Genomic DNA, 19,111 nt, shown 5'->3' with positions numbered 1-19,111 from the left:
GAGAGGTTGATGACGCAGTTGGAGATGACGACGTCGACGGCGGCCGCGGGCAGCGGGATGTCCTTGATGTGGCCGTGCAGGAACTCCACGTTGGTCGCTGCGGCTTGCTTGGCGTTGGCGCGGGCCAGGGCGAGCATGGCGGGGCTGGCGTCCAGCCCGTAGGCGTGACAGTTGGGGTCGACGCGGCAGGCTAACAGCAGCACGTCCAGGCCGCCGCCGGAGCCGAGGTCCAGCACCGTCTCGCCGGGGCCAGGCCGGCGACGGCGAGCGGGTTGCCGCAGCCGAGGCTGGCGCGCAGGGCGGTCTCCGGCACGCCGGGCTCATCGGATTCGGTGTAGGCGGCGGCGCCGAAGCAGCCGCCGGTGAAGGCGTCGGCCTCGCAGTCCAGCAGGCCGCCGCCGGCGGCGAGCTGGGCCAGGTGCGAGTAGCGCTGGATGGTGGCCTCGCGGGCGGAGGCGGGGCTGGCGGGCTCGCTCATCGGGCATCTCCTGACGGGCGCCTGCTGGCCTCCCTGCAGTCCGGGGGAAAATTTGGTCGGATTTCGCTGACCTGCACTGATGCCGTTCCCCGAGACGGGAGGGCGTTGTTCGCTCACGGTGTGGGCCATGAGCGACGAGAGGCCGGAGTTCGGGTACGGCCAGGGCAGGAGGCCGCTGTGGAGCGAGGCGCGATCGCGACACCGAGCGGGTCCGTGACATCCTGCGTGGCGCCGGGTTGGTGGAGTTCGGCGACACCCGCCCCGAGTTCGTGATCGAGGGCGGCCGCGGGAGCACGCCCTTCCTGGTGGCCTACGCCGGTCCGGGCCGCGCCGAGAAGAGGAGCCTGGTCGGCAATGACGTCCAGTGAAGAGACCATGTCCGCAGGGGGGCGGTCGCTGCCATTGGCGTTCGTCGCAGGCACGGGTGTGGGCGTGCTGGGCGGGATGATCGGCTCAGGTGGAGCGAAGTTCCGGCTGCCGTTGCTGATCGGCTTGTTCGGTTCGCGCCGCTGGCGGCAGTCATCTTGAACAAGGCGATGAGCTTGATCGTAGTGCTCACGGCGCTGCCGGCGCGGCTGGCCGCGGTCTTGCTTGCCGATCTCGGGCAGCACTGGTAGTCGTGGTCAACTTGCTGACTGGCAGCCTGCTGGGGCGTGGGCGGGGGCCTCGTGAGCGGTGCGAATGCGCAGCGCAACGCTTTTAGGTGCTGGCTGGCCCGATGGTGGTGCTGGCTGCCGCCTTGGTGCTGACTCACACCACGGCGCTGGCCGCGTTGGTGGTGCCGAATTCCGGCGCAGGCGGTGGTCGAAGTGGCGGCCGGGTTCGGCATCGGGAAGGTGGCACCATCATGGGCGTGGCCGGTGGCGAACTGCTGATCCCACGATCGTGCGTTGTATGCCATCGACATCAAGACCGCCGGTAGCCAGTCGCTGCTGGTGGGGCCGCCGACGGCACCCGGAGAGGTCATCACCGCGCTCCTGGCGCAGATAGATGCCAAACGGGGCGCACTGAAAATCTGACACGTGTTCTGATCTGGCGTCTCGTTAGGACCAGCAGCTAGACGGCGCGGTGGTACTCGTTGATCGCTCCGCTGATCCCTCGGCGGTGCCGGCCTTGAGCACATCTTCGCTGAAGATCTTCGGGAGTGACGCCGACAGCTTGATGACGGGCGTTCCACCGTTGTGTGATGGTTTGATGACGACCGCACTGACCAGATGTTTTCCGCTGGTTGGGTGAAGTCATGAACAACAACAGCCTTCCTACGCGACGCCGTCCGATCAAGAAAGCCGTGCTGGCCCTGACCGCGGTGAGCCTGAGCGCTGCCCTCGCCGCCTGCGGCGATGGTTCCGGTGGCGGCAACGACGCCAAGACGGCGGCGGCGACCTCCGGCAAGTCCGAATCGACCGGAAAGAAGGTTCTGTGGATCGGTGACTCCATCGCCGGAGCCGAAGCCCCGGCGCTGGGCGCGGTATTGAAGGCCAGCGGCGTGGAGTTCAAGAACGCCACCTCCAGCGGCGGCGGCAACGTCGTCGCCGGTGAGCACCCGGTGACGAAGATGGGCGCCAAGGACACCTGGAAGGAACTGGGCAAGAACCTCGCCGAGTTCAAGCCCGACGTCGTCGCCTACCAGATCACCACCTACGACTGGGGCACCCGGCAGCAGCAGCTCGCCGCCTACCGGAAACTGGCGGCCACCGTCCAAAAGGCGGGCGGCGAGCTGGTGATCGTCTCGGCGCCGCCGTTCAAGCTGGATGACTTCTACAGGCAGTACGCCTCGGCGATCAAGAGCGCCCCCGAGGCCGCACGGCAGGCCGTCCAGGACGGCAAGGCGCAGTTCCTGGACGCGTCCGAGCTGTGGGGCACCGACGCGTCGGCGTCCAAGGCACAGCGCTCCAAGGACGGCATCCACTCCTGCCAGCAGGGCTCGGCCGCGTTCGCCAAATGGTTCACCGGCAAGCTGGGCGAGCAGCTCGGCTTCACCCCGGCCGCGCCCGAGGCGTGGGCCAACGCCTCGTGGGTCGGCGACGAGCGCTTCTCCAAGCTGGGCTGCGCCTGATCCCTACCCGGACGGGAGTCGTGAAAATGCTTTCTTTCGCCGGGGTCCATCGGCGGCAGAGCCCGGGGCGTGCGCACATCGGCCCGCTGGACGGGCTGCGCGGCCTGGCCGTCGCGGCAGTTCTACTGTTCCACGCCGGGCACCTGTCCGGCGGGTTCCTCGGCGTGGACCTGTTCTTCGTGCTGTCCGGCTTCCTGATCACCGGGCTGCTGCTGGCAGAGCTGGACCGGTTCGGTTCGCGCGTTGAGTGCCCTCTCCAGTTGTGCCGCGGTGCACCTGTGCGGGACCTTGCCCGTGTCGCAGATCGTTCCCCGCGCGTCGAGCACCACCGCGTCCGGGCTGAGCATGACCGGCTGCACATCGCCGTCGCCGGTCCGCACGGTGATCCAGCCCGGCTGTCCCGCACTCGTGCCGAGTGGTCCGAGCAGGTAGACGGCGGGTCCGGTGTCCCCGGCGCCGTCGCCCGGCTCGTCCACCGCGGGCTCGGCGGGGGAGTCGGTCGAGCCGGCCGGAGACGAGGGCTCCGCGGTGACGGTGACGGTGACGGCAGGAGCAGGGGTGGGGGTGCTCTCGGGGCCGGAGGGAGAGGCTGAGACGGCCGGAGCGGTGGAGGAGGCGGACGGGCCGTCCTCCGCCGAACAGGCGGAAAGGCCGGCGACGAACGCGGCCACCAGCAGGATGTGTGTCATCTTCAACGACCTACTCATAAGCCGCAACACTCCCACGGAGTCCGGCACAACAACGAACCCGCCGCGACGGTCCGTGGGAAAACCGGCGCGGTGCGCTCGAACGGGCGAAAGGGGGAGGCGGGCAGGGCGGTTCCTCCGGCGCCGGGTGCGCCAGTCGCTTCCAAGCGGGCCACAAGCATCCGGGATCACGATGAGGACGTCCTGATTCTCCGGAAAGAAGGAGTGGCAATGCGAAAGATCGCACGCCTGTACACGCTGATCCTCACGGCGGCGGTACCCGTCCTCCTGGTGCTGCAGACCGGCAGCGCCACCGCGGAGGCCATCCGCATCGCCAATCACTGTGAGCCGTCTGCCTGACGGTGTTCGAACGAGTCGTCCGCCGTCATCGGATCAAGGTGATCCGCCGGTGCCTGCTGCGCGGTGCGTACTGCCGAAGGCGCGGCTGGTACGCCGAGGGTGAGCGGTGGGCGCGGCGGGCGGGTGAGGTGGCGGGCCAGGTGGATCTCACCGGACATGCCACGCTTCTGGTGGATCTGGCGTCACTCTGGCACGGGCTCACCCGCTACCCGCAGGCACACGAGTGGGCCCGGCGGGCTGTGGAGTCGCTGGCCTCGGCGCCCGCCGGGGGCGGACGCGACGCATCACTCGCCGACGCGCTGATCCGGATGGGTGACATCGAGCGCAGGCAGGCCCGGCACACCACCGCGGAGGCGCACCTGCGCCGGGCGTTCGAGCTGGTGGACGAGGCGGACCGGCCGCGGGGCGCGGCGGTGCGGCTGGCCCTGGGGGTGCTCTGCAAGGAACTCGGCCGCTATGGCGAGGCCGAGACCCACTACCGCGGAGCGCTGGCCTGCCTGGAGCGGCACGAGGTGGACGACCCCCTGGCACGCGCCGACGTTCTGCACAATCTCGCGGGGCTCGCGCATGCCCGAGGTGACGACGATCCCGCGGGAGAGCACCACGCGCGAGCCGCGATCGAGATCCGGCGCGGGGTGCTCGGTCCCCGTCACGACCAGGTCGCGGCGGACCTGGCGGTGCTCGGCGCGGTACTCGCGAACCAGGGCAGGCTCGCGGCGGCGGAGGAGGCGCTGAGCCGGGCCCTGGACATCTTCGTTGAGCGCCTGGGCGCCGATCACTACGAGGTGGCGGTGTGCCAGGTGAATCTGGCACACCTGGACGATCTTCAGGGCCGTCCGGAGGAGGCGGGGCGACGCTACCGGGAAGCGCTGCGCGTCAAGCACCTCGCCCTCGGGCCCGATCACCCTGAGGTGGAGCGCCTGTCCGCGCTGTTGAGGGCGAGGGCCGGGCGATGAACCGGTCTCATGCCCCGTCGGGTGCGTTCACATCCGGGGGCGGTGTGCCGGAAGGTCGAACCAGACGCCGGTTCCGATCTGCCCGGTGCCGCACAGCCGGGTCCAGCGCGCCCCGCAGCGCCCGGAGGTGAACTCCTCGACGATCCGCAGGCCCCGTCCGCCGAGTGACAGCTCGTCCAGGTGGCCGGGGAGCGTGAACGGGCGACGCAGCAGACGTTCGATCAGCGGGACCCCGCCGCCGGCGTCGGCCACCTCGGCCCTGATCGGCAGGTCGCGGTCGTGCAGGACGCGCAGCTCGTAGGGGCCGGGGGCGTAACTGCCGGCGTTCGTGGCGAGCTCGGTCACCACGACCTCCAGGTCGGCGACGTCGTCGGGGGCGAAGGGCGGCCGGGAGAGCAGGTCGTGCAGCAGCTTGCGGGCCCGGCGGGCGGCGTTGCCCGGGGGGAGACACCAGGCGGTCACTCGAAAGCGTCCGCGGTGCCTGCCGCGCACGCCGACCTCCAGAGCTGGAGCGTGCTCGGTGAGCATCGTTGCTCCTATCGAGTAGGACACCAGGGCCGCGGGATCGCGCTCGCTGGTCTGAATCCCCCATCCTGAGGGACAAGGCCGATATACGGAGAGTCGCAGGACCAATACTGTCCGCAGATCGGTCGGGTGATAGGCCGAGCCGATCACCTTGGGTGATCGGTCGCACCGATACGGCTCCGGCGACGCCGCATCGCTGGTTACCTTGGCGGCAAGGGAACTCCGCCGTGGGAAGATCGGGATGAACGTCAGCAACGCGAACGCGCGGGAAGTCGATCCCGCACTCTGGGAACGCCCACAGATGCGACAGGCTCTGGCCGCCCGCGACATGGCCACCGTATACCGGTTACTGCAGCGGATCGGCGTCTCACAGCGTCACATCGCCGCCCTCACCGCGCAGTCCCAGTCGGAGATATCCGAGATCCTCAAGGGCCGCCAGGTGATGGCGTACGACGTGCTGGGCCGGATCGCCGACGGTCTGGGGATTCCCCGCGGCTACATGGGCCTGGCCTACGACGCCTCCTGCACGACACTGGCCCCGGCGGCGGCGGCCGACCAGCGCGACGACTCCAGCGAGGACGAGCAGGTGCGCCGCCTGCTCGCGCACGCCGCGCAGGTGACCATCGGCGCGGCATCCGGGGACGCGGAAGAGTGGACCGAGCCGGTCACGCCCACGGAGACCCCCGTCCCGCACCGCATCGGCATGGCCGACGTCGAGCAGATCGAGACGGTGACCCGCACGCTGCGCGCCCTGGACTACCGGCACGGGGGCGGGGTCTGCCGCGACGCGGTGGTGGCACAGCTGGCCTGGTCACAGCGGCTGCTGCGGGCCTCATGCCCGGAGTCGGTCACCCTTCGCCTGCACCAGGCGCTGGCCGACCAGCACAACCTCGCGGGCTGGACCTCCTTCGACGTCGGCCTGTACGGCTCGGCCAGAAGCCACCTGGCCCGCGCGCTCGAACAGGCCAAACACGCGAGGAACTCCTCGCTGGCGGCCAACGTCCTGTACCGGATGGGCCGCGTCCACCTGCACTGCGACCGCATCCTGGACGCGCTGCGGTTCTTCCAGCTCGGACAGATCTGCGCGCAGGACGCCAGCTGTGAGCGGACCGTGGCGATGCTCTTCGCCAACGAGGCGTGGGCCTACGCCCTGCTGGGCGACAGCGATCTCGCGCTCAAATCGATCAACCGGGCGGCCGACGAGTTGGCTCGCGCCCGTGACCGCGAGTCCCCGGCCTGGGTGAGCTTCTTCGGCGCCGCCGACCTCGACGCCACGAGCGGCATGGTGCACGCCGACCTCGCCGAGACCCACCTCGACAGCCACCTCGGCATCGCCGAGCGCTTCCTCGCCGACGCGCTCGGGCAGCGCGATCTGAGCATGGCCAGGAGCAGGGCCTTCGAGCTGACCGCTCTGGCGACGGTGCAGCTCAGAGCCGGTGACATGACCGCCGGGATCGCCAACGGCAACGAGGCGGTCACCCTGGCGACCGAGATCCGCTCGATGCGGATCACCGACCGTCTCGCGCCGCTGCAGGCGGTCGCCATGATGCGGGCGCACGCCGGTGACGCCCAGGACCTCGCCCGGCGCATCTCGGTGGTGCGTGCGGCATGACGATGACCACCGACCATGCCGCAGACCACGCCGCAGACCATGCCGCCGGTCAGGCCGGCGGCCTCACCCGCGACCGGCTCCACTCGCTGCTGGCATCGGTCTGTGACCGGGCCGGGCTCGCGCCCGGTGACGCCGAGCTGATCAAGTTCACGAACAACGCGGTCTTCCGCCTGCGCCGGGCGCCCGTCGTGGTGCGCATCGCCGGATCCTCGGCCGCCCGCTCGCGGGTGCCGACCGTGGTGCGGGTCGCCCGCTGGCTGGCCGACCACGACTTCCCCGCGGTGCGGCTCTGGCCGGGCTGCGAGCAGCCGCTCCAGGTGGAGGGCCACCTGGTCACGCTGTGGAAGTACACCCCCGAGGTGGGCCCGCGCCCCGGCGGCGGCGAGCTGGCCACCCTGCTCAGACACCTGCACAGGCTGCCGGACCCGCCGGTGGACCTGCCGGAGTGGGCCCCGATGACCGAGGTCCGTCAGCGGCTCGCCGAACCGGAGGACCTGTCCGCGGGCGACCACGCCTTCCTGCTGGACGAGTGCGACGAGGTCGAGGAGCGGCTCGCCGCGCTCGACTACGCGCTCCCCGCCGGGGTCATCCACGGTGACGTGTTCATGGGCAACGTCATCGCCGGGCCCAGGGGGCCGGTGCTGTGCGACTTCGACAGCACCGGGATAGGCCCGCGTGAGTGGGACCTCGCCCCGGTGGCGGTCGGCCGCCTGCGGATGGACTACCCCGCCGACGAGCACACGTCGCTCGCCGAGGGCTACGGCTTCGACGTCACCCGCTGGCGCGGTTTTCCGGTGCTGCGCCGCCTCCGCGAGCTGAAGCTGGTCACCAGCGTCCTGCCCGTGCTGCGCAGCAACCCGGGTATCCGGTCGCAGTGGGAACACCGGATGCGCAGTTTCAAGGCCCGCGACCAGACGGTCAGGTGGCAGCCGTACCGGTGACGGAGCCGGGCGGATCACCGGCGGTTGGTGTCGTACCGCGGCGGCACGGGTACCCAGCCTAGGGGGAAAGCCCAGGTGAGGGCGTTGGTCGGCTGGGGAAGGGGGTGGGACGATGCCGCTGAGACGGCCCGGTCACACCGGGCGGGGAAGCCGCGATCTGGAGATCAACCCGATCTTCAGCCGGGAGCCGGTCCGGGTCCCGCGCTACGCCATGCCCGCCGGGGAGATGGAGCCGGAGACGGCCTACCAGCTGGTGCACGACGAGCTGATGCTGGACGGCAACGCGCGGCTGAACCTGGCGACGTTCGTCACCACCTGGGCGGAGCCGCAGGCGCGGCGGCTGATGGCCGAGTGCGCCGAGAAGAACATGATCGACAAGGATGAGTATCCGCAGACCGCTGAGCTGGAGATCCGGTGCGTGGACATGCTCGCCCGGCTCTGGCACGCCGAGGAGCCCCATCGCGCGGTGGGCTGCTCGACGACCGGTTCGAGTGAGGCGGCGATGCTGGGCGGCCTGGCGCTCAAGCGGCGCTGGCGGCACCGGCGCCAGGCCGAGGGACGGCCGGCCGGGCGGCCCAACCTGGTGATGGGCGTCAACGTGCAGATCTGCTGGGAGAAGTTCGCCGACTACTTCGACGTGGAACCCCGGTACGTGCTGATGGAGGGCGACCGGTACCACCTGAGCCCGGAGACGGCCGTCGAGCTGTGCGACGAGAACACCATCGGGGTCGTGGCCATCCTGGGCTCCACCTACGACGGCAGCTACGAGCCCGTCGCCGACATCGCCGCGGCCCTGGACGACCTGCAGGCCCGTACCGGACTCGACGTGCCGATCCACGTGGACGGCGCCTCCGGCGCGATGATCGCGCCCTTCCTCGACCCCGACCTGCACTGGGATTTCCGGGTGCCGAGGGTGGCGTCGATCAACACCTCCGGGCACAAGTTCGGGCTGGTGATGCCGGGGGTGGGCTGGGCGCTGTGGCGCGACTCCGAGGCGCTCCCCGACGACCTGGTCTTTCACGTCAACTATCTCGGCGGGGACATGCCGACCTTCGCGCTGAACTTCTCCCGCCCCGGCGCCCAGGTGGTCGCGCAGTACTACAACTTCCTGAGGCTGGGGTTCGACGGCTACCGCAGGGTCCAGCAGACCTGCCGGGACGTGGCGACCCGGCTGTCCGGGGAGATCGCCAGGCTGGACCGGTTCGAGCTGATCACCGACGGCGGCCAGGCTCCGGTGTTCGCCTTCCGGGTACGGGAGGGGATCGACAACTTCACGGTCTTCGACGTCTCCGCCGCGCTGCGCGAGCGCGGCTGGCTGGTGCCCGCCTACACCTTTCCGAAGAACCGCACGGACCTGGCGGTGCTGCGCGTCGTCGTCCGTAACGGTTTCAGCAACGACCTGGCCGACCTGTTGCTGCAGGACCTGTGCCGGGTCCTGCCCCGCCTTTCCGACCAGGACCGGCCGCGTCACACCGCCGAGGACGCCGGTGGGTTCGCGCACGGCGCCGGGGCCGGGAGGCCCCGGCGCCACGGCTGACGGCGCCAGGCCGGGTACGGGCCGGTGCGGCCGGAGCAGAAGTGACGGAGAAGGAGACCCTGAGATGTGCCGTCTGTTCGGCCTGAGCAGCACCCCTGAACGTACGCGTGCCACCTTCTGGCTGCTGGACGCCCCGGACAGCCTGAGTCACCAGAGTCACCGCGACCCCGACGGGACCGGGCTGGGCTACTTCGACGCCGACGGCACCCCGCACATGCACAAGGCTCCCATCGCGGCCTACGAGGACCGGTGCTTCGCCGAGGAGGCCAAGGAGGTGGAGTCCGCCACCTTTCTGGCGCACGTCCGGTTCGCCTCCACCGGCGACCTGGAGGTGCGCAACACGCATCCTTTCCTGCAGGACGGGCGGCTCTTCGCGCACAACGGGGTGATCGAGGGCCTGGACGACCTCGACGCGGAACTGGGGAAGGACCGGGAACTGGTCCAGGGGGACACCGACTCGGAGCGCTTCTTCGCGCTGATCACCCGTGAGACCAGGGCGCACGGCGGCGACGTCGCCGCCGGCATCGAGAGCGCCGCACGCTGGGTCGCCAGGAACCTGCCCGTCTACGCGCTCAACCTGGTCCTCACCACGCCGCGGGACCTGTGGGCGCTGCGCTATCCCGACACCCACCGGCTTTACCTACTCCAGCGTGCCGCCGGTGGGCAGCACGGCGTCCGGCACCTCGACCACAGCGGCAGCAACGACCGGATGCGGGTCCGTTCCCGGGACCTGGCGGGCACCTCCGCGTCCGTGGTCGCCAGCGAGCGCATGGACGACCATCCCCAGTGGCATCTGATGGAGCCCGGCGAGCTGTTCCACATCGGACCGGACCTCAGCCCCACCCGCCGGGTCGTGCTGCCGGAGGAGCCGGCGCACCGGCTGAGCCTCACCGACCTGCGCCCGGAGGCCGCCGCCTCACAGCAGGCGACCTGAGAACGGGTTCACATCCTCCCGAGGATGCGGGATCCGCCCGGATCACGGGCTGTGCCGTGTCGAAGTTGGCCAGGGCCGTCCAGTGGCATGTGCAGCAGCGGGTGCTGCTCAACGGTCACCGTACGGTCGTCTTCACCTGACCGTCGCCGGGGTGCGCCGGAACCCGGTCGGCGAAACCCAGGTCGGGGTCCCAGCGTAGGGAGACGTGGCCGCCGGGAGTGCGGACGCTCAGCCGTCCGCCGGACCGGGCGACCTCGGGGTCACCGGTGCCGGGCACGATCAGGGTGAGTACCGACTCGGCGGGCGGGGACAGGACCGTCGTCGCCTCGGCCTGCCTCAGGTAGCCGAGGGCGATCGTCTCGGTCCGCACGGTCTGCCCGCCGAGCGGCCGGCCCGAGGGCATCGCGAGTTGGAGCAGCGTCACCCGCCACTCCCCGTCGGCCAGGACCACCTGGCCGTCACGGTTGGAGACCACCGTGAGCGAGGGGGCGAAGTGCCACAGGTTGCGCAGCGCCGACCCCGCCGGGACCGAGTCCAGCACGGCCATCAGGTCGGCGCCGTGGCCGACCAGGACCGACCGCGTACGGCTGACGCCGTACGCGGTGTCGGTGAACCGGTAGCACTGCCGCGCCGGGGCGACGGACGAGCTCACCAGGCGCGTCGCCGTCCCCTCGCGGAGGTCCGCGTCCACCACGACGGGCACGTTGTGCGCCTCGGGGGAGATGGTCCACCTCCGGTAGCCGGTCCGCTCGTAGGAGTGGAAACCCGCCTCCACCAGGATGTCCCGGCCGTGGGCGTGGTAGGTGACGCCCAGATGGTCCTCGTGACCGTGCAGCCGGCGGCCGGTACCGAACCTGATCGAGTAGAAGGCCGACTCCGGGTCGTCCCATGCCGTCCTGCCGAAGACGTAACCGTCGTCGAACACCTGCACGGTGTCCTTCCCGTGCCGGAAACCGCTCGGGCGCGTGTCGGCCGGGCTGTCGCCGATCGGCACCAGGCGGCCGTCGGGCTGGGTGGCATGGCTGATGTAGGTCTCCAGCGAGTCGCGCCGTGCGACGAGCCCCGCGGGGACCTCGGCCCCGGACGCCCTGATCGCCTCGATCGCGGTGCCCAGCCGCCGGTGGACGTATATCCCGTACCTCGGAGCCTGCTCGTGCAGCACGCCCTGCGCGTCGATGGCGAGTTCCGCCGAGTCGGTCATCCGCCGGACGGCCAGGTCCTTCCACCGCTCCTGGCCGAGACGGCAGCCGACCGTCAGCAGCGCGATGTCCTGGTCCAGGCCGTGGTTGTGACCCCGCCGGTAGAGCGCGGGGTCGGACAGGATCTCGGCGTGCTCGACCAGGCTCTTCGACAGCCAGTCGTCGCGCACGTGCGCGCTGAGGCAGACCAGGACCGGGGCGCGTAGCGCGACCGGGTGCTCGGCCCAGGCCCAGGGACTGATACCGGTCGCGCCACGGGGATTGGCGCGCGCCCAGTCCTCGGCGATCCGGGTGGCGCGGTCGAGGTACTCCGCCTCGCCGGAGCGCTCGTACTCGGCGATCAGCCCTCCCATCCACCGCAGCGCGTGCAGGTTCAGCGTCCAGGAGCGGTTCCGGTGCGGGTCGATCCGCCAGTCGATGCCGGTGCCCAGGTCGACGGGGGGCAGGCCGACGAGCCTGACCCGGCCCGCCATGACCTCGGCCACCTTGATCGCGGGAAACCGGTCGGCGGGGCAGATGACCGGCCCGTCGCTCGTCGCCAGGGAGGGCGCTCCGGGACGATTCCTGATCAGGTCGAGCGCCGTACGGGCATGCCAAAACAAGCGATTGCTCCAAAGGATGTCTCGGACGGCCCACGCGCGCACTCGTGAAGGCACTACGAGGGCGAACGGGGCGTCAGCGTGAAGGCGTGGTTCCCCCCGGCAACCCGGGCGGGCTAGGGAAGTTCGGGAACGGCGGGCCGCTCATCGGTCCAGCCCGCCTCCAGGACCAGCTCGACCTGCTCACCCCTGACCCCCGGCCGGCCGGCGACCGTGGAGGAGAGCACCTGGGAGCTGTCCGGATCGATGATCAGTGTCCGCTGCACGGCCGCGCCGTTCCGCGCCCCGGGAGGCTGAACGATGAAGGAGAACCCGGCTCCCGCCCGGCCCCGCTCGTCCGTGGCGCTGCCCAGATACCGGATGTTCGGCAGCTCGGCCAGCGCACGGTAGGCGGCCGCGCGCACGTCCGGCGGCGACGGCTTGCTCCACAGCAGGCCGCTCAGCGCGTCCGCGACGACACCGTCGATGGTGCCGGCCGGAACGTCGCTCACCGCCTCGGTGACCCAGTCCCGCAACGCGGCGGGGGTGACCGGGAGCCTCTGGAGCTGCTCGAAGGTCATCTCATGACCGGCCATGCTGAAGGGCACCCTGCCGGTGATGGCCCTGAGCTCGCCCTTCTCCGGCGAGGTGGAGAGCACCTCCCCCTGGCTCGACCACTCGGTGGGGGAGCCGTCGCGACGCCAGGCCTCCTCGTCGGCCGCGCTCCCCGGGCGCGCCCCCAGCGCCCGGGAGGCGGACCAGACCCGGCCGTCCCTGGCGACCCACTGCTCGGTGAGCCGTGACTCCACCACCCAGTAACGGTTCGCCCCCCTGCCCAGCTGCTCCGGGTACGTCTGCCGGTGCAGTTTCCTGACGCGCCAGTAGGCGTTCGCCGACGCGGGGTCCGACTCGGCGGTGGTCGCCGCCGCGAGCAGGACCGACCGCCCGGAGATCGTCGCGACCCGGTTCGGCGCCTCCGCCTCTCCGGTCATGCCGGGAACCACGATCGCCACCGCCACGGCGGCGGCCGCGAGGCCGGCCACGACCGCGGTCCATGACAGCCGCCACCGTCGCCTCCTGGGCTCGCCGGTCAGCAACCCGCGCACCCTGGCCTTGAGGAGCGGATCGAGCCGCGGCTCGCCGTACAGCTCGCGGACCGTCTTCAGCTCATCCACGATCGGCCTCCTCGGACTCCAGCATCGGGTTGGTCTCGCCCAGCGTGGCGCGCAGCTTCTTCCTGGCCCGGTTCAGCCGCGAGCCGACCGTCCCGTACGGGATGCCCAGGGCGGTGGCGATCTCCTCGTGGCTCAGCCCGGCCAGGGCGACGAGGAGCAGGACGTCGCGATCTCGCTGGTGGAGCCCGGCCAGGGCCGCCGCGAGACTCGGCCGCAGGCTTTCCGCGCTGACCCGCACGGCGACGTGCTCCTCGTGCCCGGGGGTGTCCGGGTCGGGGCCGTGGCGCCCGAGTGCGCGCAACGTTCGCACCTCGACGCGGCGGTGCCTGCCGATGAGGTTGGTGGCGATGCCGTACAGCCAGGCCCGCACGCCGGCCCGCGACGGGTCGTACTGCGCCCGCTTGCGGAACGCGGTGAGGAACGTCTCCGCGACGATGTCCTCCGCGGCGTCGGCGCCGAGCCGCTGGGCGACGTAGCGGTGGATCTCGCCGAAGTAGGTGTCGAAGATCGCGCTGAACCGCTCGGACTCGTCGAGGGAGCGCCGGACGACCTGGGCGTCCTCCGCCGGATGGGCGGCCCAGGACATCGCGGTCACGATGGTCTTCCCGTCATGTGCAATCCTTCGAACGCGAACGGCGGTCCCTCTCTATCGCCCGATCCGCCGATTCGCTTTCACGGTCCGGATCCGCGCATCGCGCCCGGCGCGGTGAGCCCCGCGCGTGGGGCGCCGGGCTCGTGTCGCGATCGGCGGGGTACGGGGTCCGCCGGATGGCGGAGCGACGATAGGCCATGAGGAGGACGACGCGCGCCGCGTCGCCGCCTAGCGTTCCCGGCCTCATCCCCGCCCGTCCGGGTGCGGGCCGGAACGCAAGGGAAGATCTCATGCCATCGCTCTCCAATCCACTCGGTTTCCGCAGATGGGCGGCGGGGGTGTGTCTCATCGTCGCGCCACTCCTCTACATCGCGGGCGCCATCGTCGACCCGGCCCTGCGGCAGGGCGGTGACACCACCGGCGTCTACGGCAGGTATCCGGAGCAGGTCTCGGTCAGCGCCTCGCTCCTGCACTGGAGCTGGGTGCTGATGATCCCGGGAATCATCGGGATGATCCACCTGATCCGGCACCGGGGAGTCGTCTTCGGCCACCTCGCCGGCGGTCTCGCGCTGCTCGGCGTGGTGAACTTCTCCGGACTGATGCTCGGGGACTTCTTCTACTCCCGGCTCGAACGCGCCCTGCCACCCGCCCAGGGCGAGATGCTCGCCGAGCAGGCTTTCGCCGATCCCGGAGCCACCTTCGGGTTCCAGATCCCTGGCTTCCTCGGGCTGCTCGGCCTGTTCCTGCTCGGACTGGCCCTGGCCTACGCCGGCCACGGGCCGTGGTGGGCACCCTTCGCGATCATCGCGGGCGTCTTCGGAACCCTGATCTTCCCGATCGGTACGGTCGTGGGCGGCCTGCTCTACCTGGCCGGTTCCGGGGTGATCGGGCTGCGGATGCTGCGGATGAGCGACGCGGAGTGGGCCGGGCGGGAGGCGGCTCAGCCGGTCGCCGCCGAGGCGTCCAGCGGGAACCGGGCGACCACCCGGTAACCGCCGCCGGGGACGGGACCGGTGGACAGTTCGCCACCGTGCATCGCGGTCCGCTCGCGCATCCCGACCAGACCGTGCCCACCCGGGCGCTGCCCGTCCGAGCCGCGCCCGTCCCCGGTGCCGTCGTTGGTGATCTCCACATCCAGCCCGGTCAGGCTGTGGGCGATGACGACGTCGGCACCGGCGGCGGGGGAGTGCTTCAGCACGTTCGTCAGAGCCTCCTGGATCACCCGGTAGGCGGAGAGCGCGAGTCCCGGCGGCAGGGGGCGCGGCTCGCCGGTGATCCGGAGGCGGACGTCCAACCCGGCCTCCCTGACCTGCGTGACCAGCTCGTCCAGCCGCTCCAGGCCCGGCTGGGAGGCGCCGGGGTCCGGGTCGCCGGTGCCGCGGAGCACGCCCAGCATGAGCTGGAGCTCCTCGACCGCCTCGCGGCCGGCCCGCTCGACCCCGAGCAGCATGTCGCGCTCCAGCTTGTGGTCCTCGCCGAGCCGCATCCGCACCCCGCCGGTGTGCAGGGTCATCACGCTCACGTTGTGCGAGACGATGTCGTGGAGCTCCCTGGCGATCCGGGTCCTTTCCTCCGCCACCGCCAGCCGGGCCCGCTCCTCGCGCTCCATCTCCAGGCGGATGGCGCGTTCCGCCAGCCGCAACGTCCGGTCGATCTGGCGGCGCAGCAGGATGCCGCTCCCGTACGCCACGCCCATGAAGACGGCGGTGATCATGACTTCGGCGATGTCGTTGCTCTGGAACACCTGCATCTGCAGGCCGGCGTACGCCGCCAGCACGCACGCCAGCCCCGCGAGCCCGCGGCGGCTCCGCAGCTCCGCGGCGCTGGCCACGGTGTGGACCAGGATGAGTGTCGAGTAGAAGTGCCAAGCGGCGTAGTAGTCCTCGCCCGCCACCACCCGCACGGCCAGGCCGATCGAGATCAGCGCGAGGAGCAGGGTCGTGGGGAACCTGCGCCGGAGCAGCAGCAGCGTCCCGGTGACGACCACCCCCACCGCCATCGGCACCGGATCGCTGATCTGGCCGGGCTGGGAGCCCTGGCGGCCGAAGGACTCGACGAGGCCGGTGATCCCCACGGCGAGGGAGAGAAGGAGATCCAGCCGGGTCGGCCGCCAGTCGCCGAGCAGTCTCCTCAGCACGGCAGGCCCTGCTGCCCGGGGCGCACGACCCCGGCCTCGTAGGCGAACACGACGGCCTGGATCCGGTTGCGCAGGCCGAGCTTGTGCAGCATCCGGGCGACGTGGGTCCTGATGGTCGCGTCGCCTATCTGGAACTCCCGCGCGATTTCGAGGTTGGACAGCCCTCGGGCGAGCAGGCGCAGTACCTCCAGCTCACGTGGGGTGAGGGTGGCCAGCTCGGGCGGCGCGACCGGCTCGTGGCGTGCGGCGAACGATGCGATCACCCGCGTGGTGGCCGCCGGGTCGATGAGCGCGTCGCCGGCCGCCACCACCCGTACCGCCTCGATGAGCTGCTCGGGGGGCGAGGTCTTGAGCAGGAAACCGTTCACTCCGGTACGGAGCGAGGCGTGCAGGTTCTCGTCGGTGCCGAAGGTGGTCAGCATGACGATCCTGGGCGGATGCGGGTCCGCGAGCAGTCGCCTGGCGGCGCCCAGACCGTCCAGCCGGGGCATCGCGATGTCCATCAGCAGCACGTCCGGTCGCAGGTGCCGGGTCACGGAGAGGGCCTGGAGCCCGTCGGCGGCCTCCCCGACGACCTCGATGTCCGCGGCGGTCTCCGCGACGAACCGCAGTCCGGTGCGGATCATGGCCTGGTCGTCCGCGATGACCAGCCTGATCCGCGCGAGATCGTTTGTCCTACCAGGCATGCACAGCAGGCTATCGAGGTCGGCCGCGCGTCGGCCACCTTCCCCGTACGAGGCGCGGGTGACCGGTCGTCCGCCGTGTGGCGGACCCGGGCTCCGCCGCGTAGCGGACGGCGCGTGCGCGGGATGGGCATTCGAGCCGGCCTGGCGGACGGGATTCACCGGACGTGTCACGCCGGCTCGAACACGACGGAGCCGTGCGGAAGCGTTGTGCGGGTGTCAGCGGCAGGCCGCGTCCCGGGTGGAGTCCGCTTGGAAGTATCCCCGAGCGAGCACTGCCGGTTGCCGGCACCGCCCAGGGGGTCCGCCGCTCGGTGAGTCGCCGAGCCCGGCCGAGGCCGAGGAGCCGGTGCCGCTGTTCGCGGTGATCGCCGATCCGGTGAGGTGACGGCGGTGGTACCGGCCGAAATGAGGTTCATCTCAGGTTTGATCACTGTTCATTTAGGTGTTATCCCACGGTCCTTCTTATGATCAACCGCTATGAAGACTGACGCTGGGAACAATCTCCGCAACCGGCTGCTGGGCTCGACCCTGTCGCTGGGCGTGGGTGCCGGAGCCGTTGCCTGGCTTTCGCCGGAGGGCACGGGCGGGGCCGGTCCGGCGAAGGTCGTGGAAGGCGCCTCGGCCTCCGGGTACCGATCGGTGACCGAGGCGGTGGCGAACGCGCCCTCGTGGGCGAGCACGGCGATGGAGATAGCCACCGAAGGCACCCTCGTGCTCCTCGGGCTGATCCTCGTCCTGGTGTGGTGGATCGCCCTGCGCCGAGGGGACGTACGCGGTGTCGCCGGAACCGTCATGATCGGCGTGGGCACCGTCGCCGCCTATGCGATCAGCGAGACGGTGAAGCTGATGGTGATCGAGGAACGCCCCTGCCGGGTGGTACCGGGAGCCGCGGCGGCGATCGCGGAGTGCCCGGAGGTGGGGGACTGGTCGTTTCCCAGCAACCACGCCACCCTGGCCGCCGGACTCGCGGTCGGCCTGGCCCTGCTCCGTCCCCGCCTCGCCGCGGTGACGCTGCCGCTGGCCGCGGTGGCGGCGCTGCTCCGGGTGATGGTGGGGGTCCACTACCCGCACGACGTGCTCGCCGGTGTGATCCTCGCCGCAGGCGTGGTGGTGGCGGTGCTGCTCGCACTCACGCCGCCGGCGCTGCGGCTGGTGTCGCCGCTGATCGAGCGCCTGGGCCGGAACGATTCCGACCCCGAGGGCCGGTACGGTCACCGTCCGGCCGCCCCCGCGGGCAGGCACCGAGCCGGCCCGTCCCTCCAGCACGGGCGGCCGGCGGGGGATCTGCCCGCTGAGCCACATTACTTCCGTCCTTTCCGGGCCGATCTCCCGCAGACATCGGACAACGGCCAGCACAGCGGACGCTTTTGATCCCGTTTTGATCCCGGACGTTTTGATCCGAGGCCGAAGGAGCCGTTGCGCGACGTTGAACATCCGTTTCCGGGAGGCGCGAAAGGCCGGAACTACGATGGGAACGGTGGTCGCGCGGGGATTCGCCGACCTCTCCCGCGTGGTGGGCGGACTCGAAGAGCCCGTACGGAGTTCGCCCTGAGTCCCGCGGGCGATCACACGGACCGATGGGGAAGGCTCCGATGGACGAGGCCGGGCTGCAGAGGCTCGTGGACCAGGTCGTGCTCGACCTGGGGGGTGCCTTCGGAGCGGCGACGGTCGTGCTCGGAGACCGGCTGGGCCTGTGGAAGGCGATGGTGGGGGCGGGCCCGCTCAGCCCCGGTGACCTGGCCTGGCGCACCGGCACCAACGAGCGGCTCGTCGCCGAATGGCTCGCGGCCCAGGCATGTGCCGGATACGTCCGCTACCAGGACGGCGCCTACACGCTGACCGACGAGCAGGCGACGGTGTTCGCCGACGAGACCAGCCCGGTGTTCATGACCGGGCTCGCCGAACTGATCTCCTCCGTCTACCGCGACGAGGCCGGGATCGCGGAGGCCTACCGAGGTGCCAGGAACCTGGCCTGGCCCGACCACGACCGGGCGCTGTTCAACGGCACCGAGCGGTTCTTCCGCCCCGGATACGCCGCCCATCTGCGAGACAGCTGGATTCCCGCACTCTCGGGCGTCGAGGGGAAACTGACCGCCGGGGCCCTGGTGGCCGACGTCGGCTGCGGGCACGGCGCCTCGACCATCGTGCTGGCGGAGGCGTACCCGAACTCGCGCTTCACCGGCTTCGACGCGCACGTGCCCTCGATCGTGCGGGCCCGCGAGCTGGCACTGCAGGCCGGGGTCACGGACCGGGTGAGTTTCGAGACGGCCTACGCCGACGACTACCCGGGGGCCGGCTACGACCTGGTCTGCCTGTTCGACTGCCTGCACGATATGGGCGACCCCGTTGCCGCGCTACGGCACGTGCACTCCACCCTGGCACCCGACGGCACCGTGTTGCTGGTCGAGCCGTTCGCGCACGGGCGGCTGCCGGACGACCTCAACCCGGTGGGCCGGCTCTTCTTCAACGCCTCGGCCACCATCTGCGTACCCAACGCGCTCGCCCAGGGCGGCACCGAGGCCCTGGGCGCGCAGGCCGGGCGGGAACGACTCTTCGAGGTGGCCCGGCAGGCGGGTTTCACCCGGCCCCGCCAGGCGACCGCCACCCCGTTCAACCTGGTCCTGGAACTGAAACCGTAGCGGCCGTCGGTCTGCGCCGA

General features: G+C 71.1%; 21 protein-coding genes and 1 pseudogene. 13 read left to right on the top strand and 9 right to left on the bottom strand.

Annotated elements, in window-relative coordinates; all coding sequences use genetic code 11:
* Nucleotides 1-11 precede the first annotated feature (11 nt).
* Nucleotides 12-203, bottom strand: a pseudogene (locus ABZ260_RS03960) (methyltransferase domain-containing protein); the annotation flags it as partial.
* The gene (locus ABZ260_RS03955; protein ID WP_355612639.1) at nt 191-478 is read right to left on the bottom strand and encodes a hypothetical protein; all 288 of its coding nucleotides are present in this window, start codon (nt 476-478) and stop codon (nt 191-193) included. The gene ABZ260_RS03955 and the pseudogene ABZ260_RS03960, both read right to left, overlap by 13 nt.
* A gap of 239 nt (nt 479-717) precedes the next feature.
* On the opposite strand from ABZ260_RS03955, the gene ABZ260_RS03950 reads away from it, so the two are divergent.
* The 4 genes from ABZ260_RS03950 (at nt 718) to ABZ260_RS03935 (ending at nt 2,534) form a co-directional block, all read left to right on the top strand.
* Nucleotides 718-846, top strand: a complete 129-nt coding sequence (locus tag ABZ260_RS03950; protein WP_355612636.1) for a hypothetical protein — start codon at nt 718-720, stop codon at nt 844-846.
* A complete protein-coding gene (locus ABZ260_RS03945; protein ID WP_355612633.1) occupies nt 833-1,006 on the top strand; it encodes a hypothetical protein in 174 nt (57 codons plus the stop codon). Before ABZ260_RS03950 ends, ABZ260_RS03945 begins: the two co-directional genes overlap by 14 nt.
* A gap of 362 nt (nt 1,007-1,368) precedes the next feature.
* Entirely contained in the window at nt 1,369-1,497 is a 129-nt protein-coding gene (locus tag ABZ260_RS03940) for a hypothetical protein (protein ID WP_355612630.1), read from the top strand.
* Nucleotides 1,498-1,718: 221 nt separating this feature from the next.
* A complete protein-coding gene (locus ABZ260_RS03935) occupies nt 1,719-2,534 on the top strand; it encodes an SGNH hydrolase domain-containing protein (protein ID WP_355612627.1) in 816 nt (271 codons plus the stop codon).
* 122 nt (nt 2,535-2,656) lie between these two features.
* Here the strand turns inward: ABZ260_RS03935 and ABZ260_RS03930 are convergent, their stop codons facing one another.
* Nucleotides 2,657-3,229 carry a hypothetical protein gene (locus tag ABZ260_RS03930; RefSeq protein WP_355612624.1) on the bottom strand — a complete coding sequence of 191 codons (573 nt, stop codon included), beginning with the start codon at nt 3,227-3,229 and terminating at the stop codon, nt 2,657-2,659.
* A 222-nt stretch (nt 3,230-3,451) separates the two neighbouring features.
* Between ABZ260_RS03930 and ABZ260_RS03925 the strand changes: the two genes are divergently transcribed.
* Together ABZ260_RS03925 and ABZ260_RS03920 are read left to right on the top strand one after the other, a co-directional pair.
* Entirely contained in the window at nt 3,452-3,580 is a 129-nt protein-coding gene (locus tag ABZ260_RS03925; protein WP_355612621.1) for a hypothetical protein, read from the top strand.
* Nucleotides 3,581-3,582: 2 nt separating this feature from the next.
* Nucleotides 3,583-4,536 carry a tetratricopeptide repeat protein gene (locus ABZ260_RS03920; protein WP_355612618.1) on the top strand — a complete coding sequence of 318 codons (954 nt, stop codon included), beginning with the start codon at nt 3,583-3,585 and terminating at the stop codon, nt 4,534-4,536.
* A 27-nt stretch (nt 4,537-4,563) separates the two neighbouring features.
* Here the strand turns inward: ABZ260_RS03920 and ABZ260_RS03915 are convergent, their stop codons facing one another.
* Nucleotides 4,564-5,064 (bottom strand): ATP-binding protein, encoded by a 501-nt coding sequence (locus tag ABZ260_RS03915; protein ID WP_355559007.1) that lies wholly within the window; start codon nt 5,062-5,064, stop codon nt 4,564-4,566.
* A 238-nt stretch (nt 5,065-5,302) separates the two neighbouring features.
* Between ABZ260_RS03915 and ABZ260_RS03910 the strand changes: the two genes are divergently transcribed.
* From ABZ260_RS03910 to ABZ260_RS03895, 4 genes are all read left to right on the top strand, one after another.
* Entirely contained in the window at nt 5,303-6,673 is a 1,371-nt protein-coding gene (locus ABZ260_RS03910) for a helix-turn-helix transcriptional regulator (protein WP_355559005.1), read from the top strand.
* Nucleotides 6,670-7,614 carry an aminoglycoside phosphotransferase family protein gene (locus tag ABZ260_RS03905; protein ID WP_355612615.1) on the top strand — a complete coding sequence of 315 codons (945 nt, stop codon included), beginning with the start codon at nt 6,670-6,672 and terminating at the stop codon, nt 7,612-7,614. Before ABZ260_RS03910 ends, ABZ260_RS03905 begins: the two co-directional genes overlap by 4 nt.
* A gap of 112 nt (nt 7,615-7,726) precedes the next feature.
* Nucleotides 7,727-9,151 carry a glutamate decarboxylase gene (locus ABZ260_RS03900; RefSeq protein WP_355612612.1) on the top strand — a complete coding sequence of 475 codons (1,425 nt, stop codon included), beginning with the start codon at nt 7,727-7,729 and terminating at the stop codon, nt 9,149-9,151.
* 64 nt (nt 9,152-9,215) lie between these two features.
* Nucleotides 9,216-10,085 (top strand): class II glutamine amidotransferase, encoded by an 870-nt coding sequence (locus ABZ260_RS03895; RefSeq protein ID WP_355612609.1) that lies wholly within the window; start codon nt 9,216-9,218, stop codon nt 10,083-10,085.
* A gap of 115 nt (nt 10,086-10,200) precedes the next feature.
* Here the strand turns inward: ABZ260_RS03895 and ABZ260_RS03890 are convergent, their stop codons facing one another.
* The 3 genes from ABZ260_RS03890 to ABZ260_RS03880 all read right to left on the bottom strand — a co-directional run bounded on the left by ABZ260_RS03890 (nt 10,201) and on the right by ABZ260_RS03880 (nt 13,623).
* Entirely contained in the window at nt 10,201-11,886 is a 1,686-nt protein-coding gene (locus ABZ260_RS03890) for a heparinase II/III family protein (protein WP_355612606.1), read from the bottom strand.
* Nucleotides 11,887-11,999: 113 nt separating this feature from the next.
* Nucleotides 12,000-13,037: a CU044_5270 family protein gene (locus ABZ260_RS03885; protein ID WP_355612603.1), complete on the bottom strand. Its 1,038-nt coding sequence runs from the start codon at nt 13,035-13,037 to the stop codon at nt 12,000-12,002.
* Nucleotides 13,030-13,623 (bottom strand): RNA polymerase sigma factor, encoded by a 594-nt coding sequence (locus ABZ260_RS03880; protein ID WP_355612692.1) that lies wholly within the window; start codon nt 13,621-13,623, stop codon nt 13,030-13,032. The genes ABZ260_RS03885 and ABZ260_RS03880 overlap by 8 nt, the downstream gene beginning before the upstream one ends.
* Before the next feature lie 296 nt (nt 13,624-13,919).
* On the opposite strand from ABZ260_RS03880, the gene ABZ260_RS03875 reads away from it, so the two are divergent.
* Nucleotides 13,920-14,621 carry a hypothetical protein gene (locus ABZ260_RS03875; protein WP_355612600.1) on the top strand — a complete coding sequence of 234 codons (702 nt, stop codon included), beginning with the start codon at nt 13,920-13,922 and terminating at the stop codon, nt 14,619-14,621.
* On the opposite strand, the gene ABZ260_RS03870 is transcribed toward ABZ260_RS03875, so the two are convergent.
* A complete protein-coding gene (locus ABZ260_RS03870) occupies nt 14,570-15,766 on the bottom strand; it encodes a histidine kinase (protein WP_355612597.1) in 1,197 nt (398 codons plus the stop codon). The two genes, ABZ260_RS03875 and ABZ260_RS03870, sit on opposite strands and share 52 nt — an antisense overlap.
* Complete coding sequence (locus tag ABZ260_RS03865; RefSeq protein WP_355612594.1) at nt 15,760-16,452, bottom strand: response regulator transcription factor; 693 nt, start codon at nt 16,450-16,452, stop codon at nt 15,760-15,762. The genes ABZ260_RS03870 and ABZ260_RS03865 overlap by 7 nt, the downstream gene beginning before the upstream one ends.
* A gap of 477 nt (nt 16,453-16,929) precedes the next feature.
* Here ABZ260_RS03865 and ABZ260_RS03860 point away from each other — a divergent pair, with 477 nt between their 5' ends.
* Together ABZ260_RS03860 and ABZ260_RS03855 are read left to right on the top strand one after the other, a co-directional pair.
* Nucleotides 16,930-17,823, top strand: coding sequence for a phosphatase PAP2 family protein (locus tag ABZ260_RS03860; RefSeq protein WP_355612591.1), 894 nt, complete (start codon nt 16,930-16,932; stop codon nt 17,821-17,823).
* A 206-nt stretch (nt 17,824-18,029) separates the two neighbouring features.
* Nucleotides 18,030-19,091, top strand: coding sequence for a class I SAM-dependent methyltransferase (locus ABZ260_RS03855; RefSeq protein WP_355612588.1), 1,062 nt, complete (start codon nt 18,030-18,032; stop codon nt 19,089-19,091).
* Nucleotides 19,092-19,111: the final 20 nt, after the last annotated feature.

Source organism: Streptosporangium sp. NPDC006013 (genome assembly GCF_040614275.1).
Taxonomy (GTDB): domain Bacteria; phylum Actinomycetota; class Actinomycetes; order Streptosporangiales; family Streptosporangiaceae; genus Streptosporangium.
Note: the sequence above shows the minus strand (reverse complement) of the source record. Positions and strands in the feature narration are given on the sequence as shown.

What these genes read in the sequence shown, in the direction of transcription:
- ABZ260_RS03925 (WP_355612621.1), top strand. Translation starts at nt 3,452, where the DNA reads ATGCGAAAGATCGCACGCCTGTACACGCTGATCCTCACGGCGGCGGTA.
- ABZ260_RS03855 (WP_355612588.1), top strand. Translation starts at nt 18,030, where the DNA reads ATGGGGAAGGCTCCGATGGACGAGGCCGGGCTGCAGAGGCTCGTGGAC.
- ABZ260_RS03880 (WP_355612692.1), bottom strand. Translation starts at nt 13,623, where the DNA reads ATGTCCTGGGCCGCCCATCCGGCGGAGGACGCCCAGGTCGTCCGGCGC.
- ABZ260_RS03935 (WP_355612627.1), top strand. Translation starts at nt 1,719, where the DNA reads ATGAACAACAACAGCCTTCCTACGCGACGCCGTCCGATCAAGAAAGCC.
- ABZ260_RS03905 (WP_355612615.1), top strand. Translation starts at nt 6,670, where the DNA reads ATGACGATGACCACCGACCATGCCGCAGACCACGCCGCAGACCATGCC.
- ABZ260_RS03895 (WP_355612609.1), top strand. Translation starts at nt 9,216, where the DNA reads ATGTGCCGTCTGTTCGGCCTGAGCAGCACCCCTGAACGTACGCGTGCC.
- ABZ260_RS03915 (WP_355559007.1), bottom strand. Translation starts at nt 5,064, where the DNA reads ATGCTCACCGAGCACGCTCCAGCTCTGGAGGTCGGCGTGCGCGGCAGG.
- ABZ260_RS03860 (WP_355612591.1), top strand. Translation starts at nt 16,930, where the DNA reads ATGAAGACTGACGCTGGGAACAATCTCCGCAACCGGCTGCTGGGCTCG.
- ABZ260_RS03910 (WP_355559005.1), top strand. Translation starts at nt 5,303, where the DNA reads ATGAACGTCAGCAACGCGAACGCGCGGGAAGTCGATCCCGCACTCTGG.
- ABZ260_RS03875 (WP_355612600.1), top strand. Translation starts at nt 13,920, where the DNA reads ATGCCATCGCTCTCCAATCCACTCGGTTTCCGCAGATGGGCGGCGGGG.
- ABZ260_RS03865 (WP_355612594.1), bottom strand. Translation starts at nt 16,452, where the DNA reads ATGCCTGGTAGGACAAACGATCTCGCGCGGATCAGGCTGGTCATCGCG.
- ABZ260_RS03900 (WP_355612612.1), top strand. Translation starts at nt 7,727, where the DNA reads ATGCCGCTGAGACGGCCCGGTCACACCGGGCGGGGAAGCCGCGATCTG.
- ABZ260_RS03945 (WP_355612633.1), top strand. Translation starts at nt 833, where the DNA reads ATGACGTCCAGTGAAGAGACCATGTCCGCAGGGGGGCGGTCGCTGCCA.
- ABZ260_RS03955 (WP_355612639.1), bottom strand. Translation starts at nt 478, where the DNA reads ATGAGCGAGCCCGCCAGCCCCGCCTCCGCCCGCGAGGCCACCATCCAG.